Origin of the sequence: Bradyrhizobium frederickii, assembly GCF_004570865.1 — a bacterium.
GTDB lineage: Bacteria > Pseudomonadota > Alphaproteobacteria > Rhizobiales > Xanthobacteraceae > Bradyrhizobium > Bradyrhizobium frederickii.
In genome coordinates this window covers 1-3,102 of the sequence record NZ_SPQS01000085.1, presented here as the reverse complement: position 1 = coordinate 3,102, position 3,102 = coordinate 1, and the positions used below count along the sequence as shown (strand labels likewise).

At 57.3% G+C, this 3,102-nt stretch carries 5 protein-coding genes and 1 pseudogene; 1 reads left to right on the top strand and 5 read right to left on the bottom strand.

Annotation, left to right across the window (positions count from 1 at the left end; all coding sequences use genetic code 11):
- From E4K64_RS39330 to E4K64_RS39305, 5 genes and pseudogenes are all read right to left on the bottom strand, one after another.
- Nucleotides 1–208, bottom strand: a 208-nt coding sequence (locus E4K64_RS39330; RefSeq protein WP_135163638.1) for a transposase, incomplete at its 3' end; no start/stop codon positions are given.
- 197 nt (nt 209–405) lie between these two features.
- Entirely contained in the window at nt 406–699 is a 294-nt protein-coding gene (locus E4K64_RS39320) for a DUF2274 domain-containing protein (protein WP_235884972.1), read from the bottom strand.
- Nucleotides 696–1,127 (bottom strand): annotated as a pseudogene (locus E4K64_RS39315) (TraB/TrbI/VirB10 family type IV secretion system protein); the annotation flags it as partial. The pseudogene E4K64_RS39315 and the gene E4K64_RS39320, both read right to left, overlap by 4 nt.
- A gap of 428 nt (nt 1,128–1,555) precedes the next feature.
- The gene (locus tag E4K64_RS39310; protein ID WP_167767838.1) at nt 1,556–2,263 is read right to left on the bottom strand and encodes a 2OG-Fe(II) oxygenase; all 708 of its coding nucleotides are present in this window, start codon (nt 2,261–2,263) and stop codon (nt 1,556–1,558) included.
- 74 nt (nt 2,264–2,337) lie between these two features.
- Nucleotides 2,338–2,607, bottom strand: a complete 270-nt coding sequence (locus E4K64_RS39305; protein ID WP_135167612.1) for a hypothetical protein — start codon at nt 2,605–2,607, stop codon at nt 2,338–2,340.
- A 288-nt stretch (nt 2,608–2,895) separates the two neighbouring features.
- On the opposite strand from E4K64_RS39305, the gene E4K64_RS39300 reads away from it, so the two are divergent.
- Nucleotides 2,896–3,102, top strand: a 207-nt coding sequence (locus E4K64_RS39300; RefSeq protein ID WP_135163638.1) for a transposase, incomplete at its 3' end; no start/stop codon positions are given.

Sequence of the window (3,102 nt, the reverse complement as noted above, 5' to 3'; positions counted from 1 at the left end):
CGGTGGGTTCGGCGATCCGACTCCCGCCGCCCGGACCGAAAACATCGGCAGCGCTGCCTTCGAGCTGGGCCTTCCACGATGTGATCTGATTGGGGTGAACGTCGAACTGCTCCGCCAGTTGCGCCAGCGTGCGGTCACCCTTGACGGCGGCAAGTGCCACCTTCGCCTTGAAAGCCGGAGTGTGGTTCCGCCGTGCTCGTCTGCTCATCGTCTCTCCTGATTCGCGGGTCAATCTTGCCCGCCGTCAGGCAGAAACTCCACTTATCGCGCTGTTCAGATTTGCGGGACCAGCTCAGTGCGACTGGCGCGACTTATCCCGGTGTCATCTTGCGGGAGGTGCACGATGCCGAGGGGCCGACGCGGCTGAGCTTCCGCGGCTATTGGCGGCAGTCAAACGGCAATCCATTAGTACGTCCGCTGCTCGACCTGCTTCGCGAACGTTATCCGGACCTTTCCGCCTACCCCGGGCGACCGTTGAGCAGCATTTCGTCGTGCCTTGGCAAAGGCCCGATCGGTTGCCATAAAGCGCTCGATCATCGGCGCGATCAATTTGGCAGGTTCGGTCGGCGTCGCCGCTCTTCCGCTACGCGTCAGAATCTCGGCGTAGCTTTTGAGATTTCTGAAGACTGCCGCCGGCAGCTCGATCGTGAGCTTTACCGGCTTGTCGTCTTCGAGCGGTCCAAGCTTGAGCTTCGTCACGGTCTTCCTCCCTTGCCGTAGGGGGCCAGGACTAAGCCGCGCGTAACAATGACCAGCACCGGGAAACTTGGCCAGATGGTCAGCGTCGGCTGGATGTTGAGCCGGCGCTGTACGATTTACTGCCCGGTCTGGCTGATGCTGTTGGACACGCCGCTGCGGATCGCTTGAACAAGGTTGTTCTCATTCTGGCTTTTGCCCGCCTCCGCTCCGACGCTGAGCATGGTCGAAAGGACGGCGGCCTTGAACAGCATGCCCCAATGATCATCGACCTCGTCCTCGAGGCCAGCATAACCACCAGTGTCGGCTCCCGACTGGCGCTCCAGCGCGATCGAGCTACCATTTGGCATGATGATGCGGGTCCAGACCAGGAGGATTCGGCTCTGGCCGAACGCCACAGAACTATCGTACTGGCCGATCAGCTTGGCGGCCGCGCACACAATTTCATTCCACCCGATAACGGATTAGCTCAACAAGTATTCAGTCGTCGTAGGGAGTCAGCGTAGAGCAGAGAAAAGATACTTGCTGCATAGAAGGCCGGTGACGCGGATCTGCGAATAGTCTTTGCAACGGAGCTATCGCTACAGGCGGGCTTGAGTGTGACTCATCGACAACAAAGCCCCGGCGCATCGCAATGCCGAGTTTCCGTGATTGACCGGCGCTCAAGAGGCCTCGCTCGTTCGGCTTAATGTGATCTGCTATTCGGGTCACACCTTGATGCGCTATGCGGCCGGCAATCCGACGTTAGTGCGGGCATCTTCGTATGCAGGTTTCGATGCGCTCCAAGGATTTTCCATGTATTCTTCGTCATCTCTATCGCGCGGGCTGGCTGCAGGTCCGTCCGCCTCGGATACAAACCTCATTCATGTAGCCATCCGGTAAGGGCGAGTCGAGCGCCGCGCGCATAGGGCGGCACATACAGTACGGAATGTGGTCGCGGCACCGCGAACAATAAGAGAGTATTGTAAGTCGGTGGAAAGCATATGGGTGGATCATGATCGCTCCAAAAGGCAGTTTGTCCACCCCAGTCATTGTCCCATTGTGTTGTGAGATTGAGAGAGTAGGCAACCTTTCGAATTCCCGGTGTTCCAGGCGGTTGCTTATCGGTATGCGTTGTTAGAAAATGTCCGGCCTCAAAGCGCGAAGCAAACCCGTCGACATGGATAAACTCGCCATGCCCGGTCGCATCTGCAACAATGCGTCGGAATCTCGTGCCAGTCAGGTATTCAGCAATTGTGCGAAGAACACCAGTGGCGCAACCATCACGCAGTCGTTCCACGAGCGGATAGCTCTTGAATAAATACTGGAACGATGCATTGGAACTGTACGGCTGGCGCCCGTCAGGACGAGAGCGCTCCCAATCCTTCCAGTCGAGACAGATCGGCGTTCCATCCGGGGCAATAGATACAACCGACCATGCATCGAACGACTGGAGAACTTCCGACGCAGCCGCGGCTACGTCAGGCGCCAGAAAATCCACTATCCTCGCAGCTCCGAATGTCTGGAATTCCGCTCGAATTTCAGCTCGACGTTCTACGGTCAAATCGCATTCAGAAATTCGCAGCACTGAGTTACTCCTCACGGAGCAGCCGCTATCGCCGCAAAATTGTGGCGATAGCGGAGACAATGGGACATGGAAATTTACGACGCCTTGGCCTTCAGCGAAACGATCTTGCCAAGCTTGCGATCCTCTGTCTTATCAATCCATTCCGATATGAGAGAACGAAGTTGGGGCCTTGAATTTCCGACATAGTCTTTCAACGCCTTCCAATTATTCCCTGCGAGAAACTGCCGGACTCTGGCAGTCTCCTCAGGAGAGAGCGGAATGTCCATGTGGAATTCCAAAACCGTTTCATCTGCTGGTGTGGCGTAGTCTGTCTTGAGGATCAGGTTTGGTACTGATGAGCCCATTTGCTAGCTCCTATCTTTCCCGCGACCGTTTTGGCCATCTCGGCCAAGTAGGATTGTAGATGGTCTGAGCCTCGCAAGGACCTCCAAGAGTTGGTAGAGTCGATGACCTGCGACGGGCTGACGCAATGAAGTCAGCCCGATTCAAAAACTAGCAGGTCATATTGCACAACAAGAGGAGCGGCAGCGGCGACGGCCGGTGTCTGAGCTGGTCCCGCAAATCTGAACAGCGCGATAAGTGGAGTTTCTGCCTGACGGCGGGCAAGATTGACCCGCGAATCAGGAGAGACGATGAGCAGACGAGCACGGCGGAACCACACTCCGGCTTTCAAGGCGAAGGTGGCACTTGCCGCCGTCAAGGGTGACCGCACGCTGGCGCAACTGGCGGAGCAGTTCGACGTTCACCCCAATCAGATCACATCGTGGAAGGCCCAGCTCGAAGGCAGCGCTGCCGATGTTTTCGGTCCGGGCGGCGGGAGTCGGATCGCCGAACCCACC

Coding starts and splice junctions, on each gene's coding strand:
- E4K64_RS39305 (WP_135167612.1), bottom strand. CDS start 2,607: ATGGGCTCATCAGTACCAAACCTGATCCTCAAGACAGACTACGCCACA.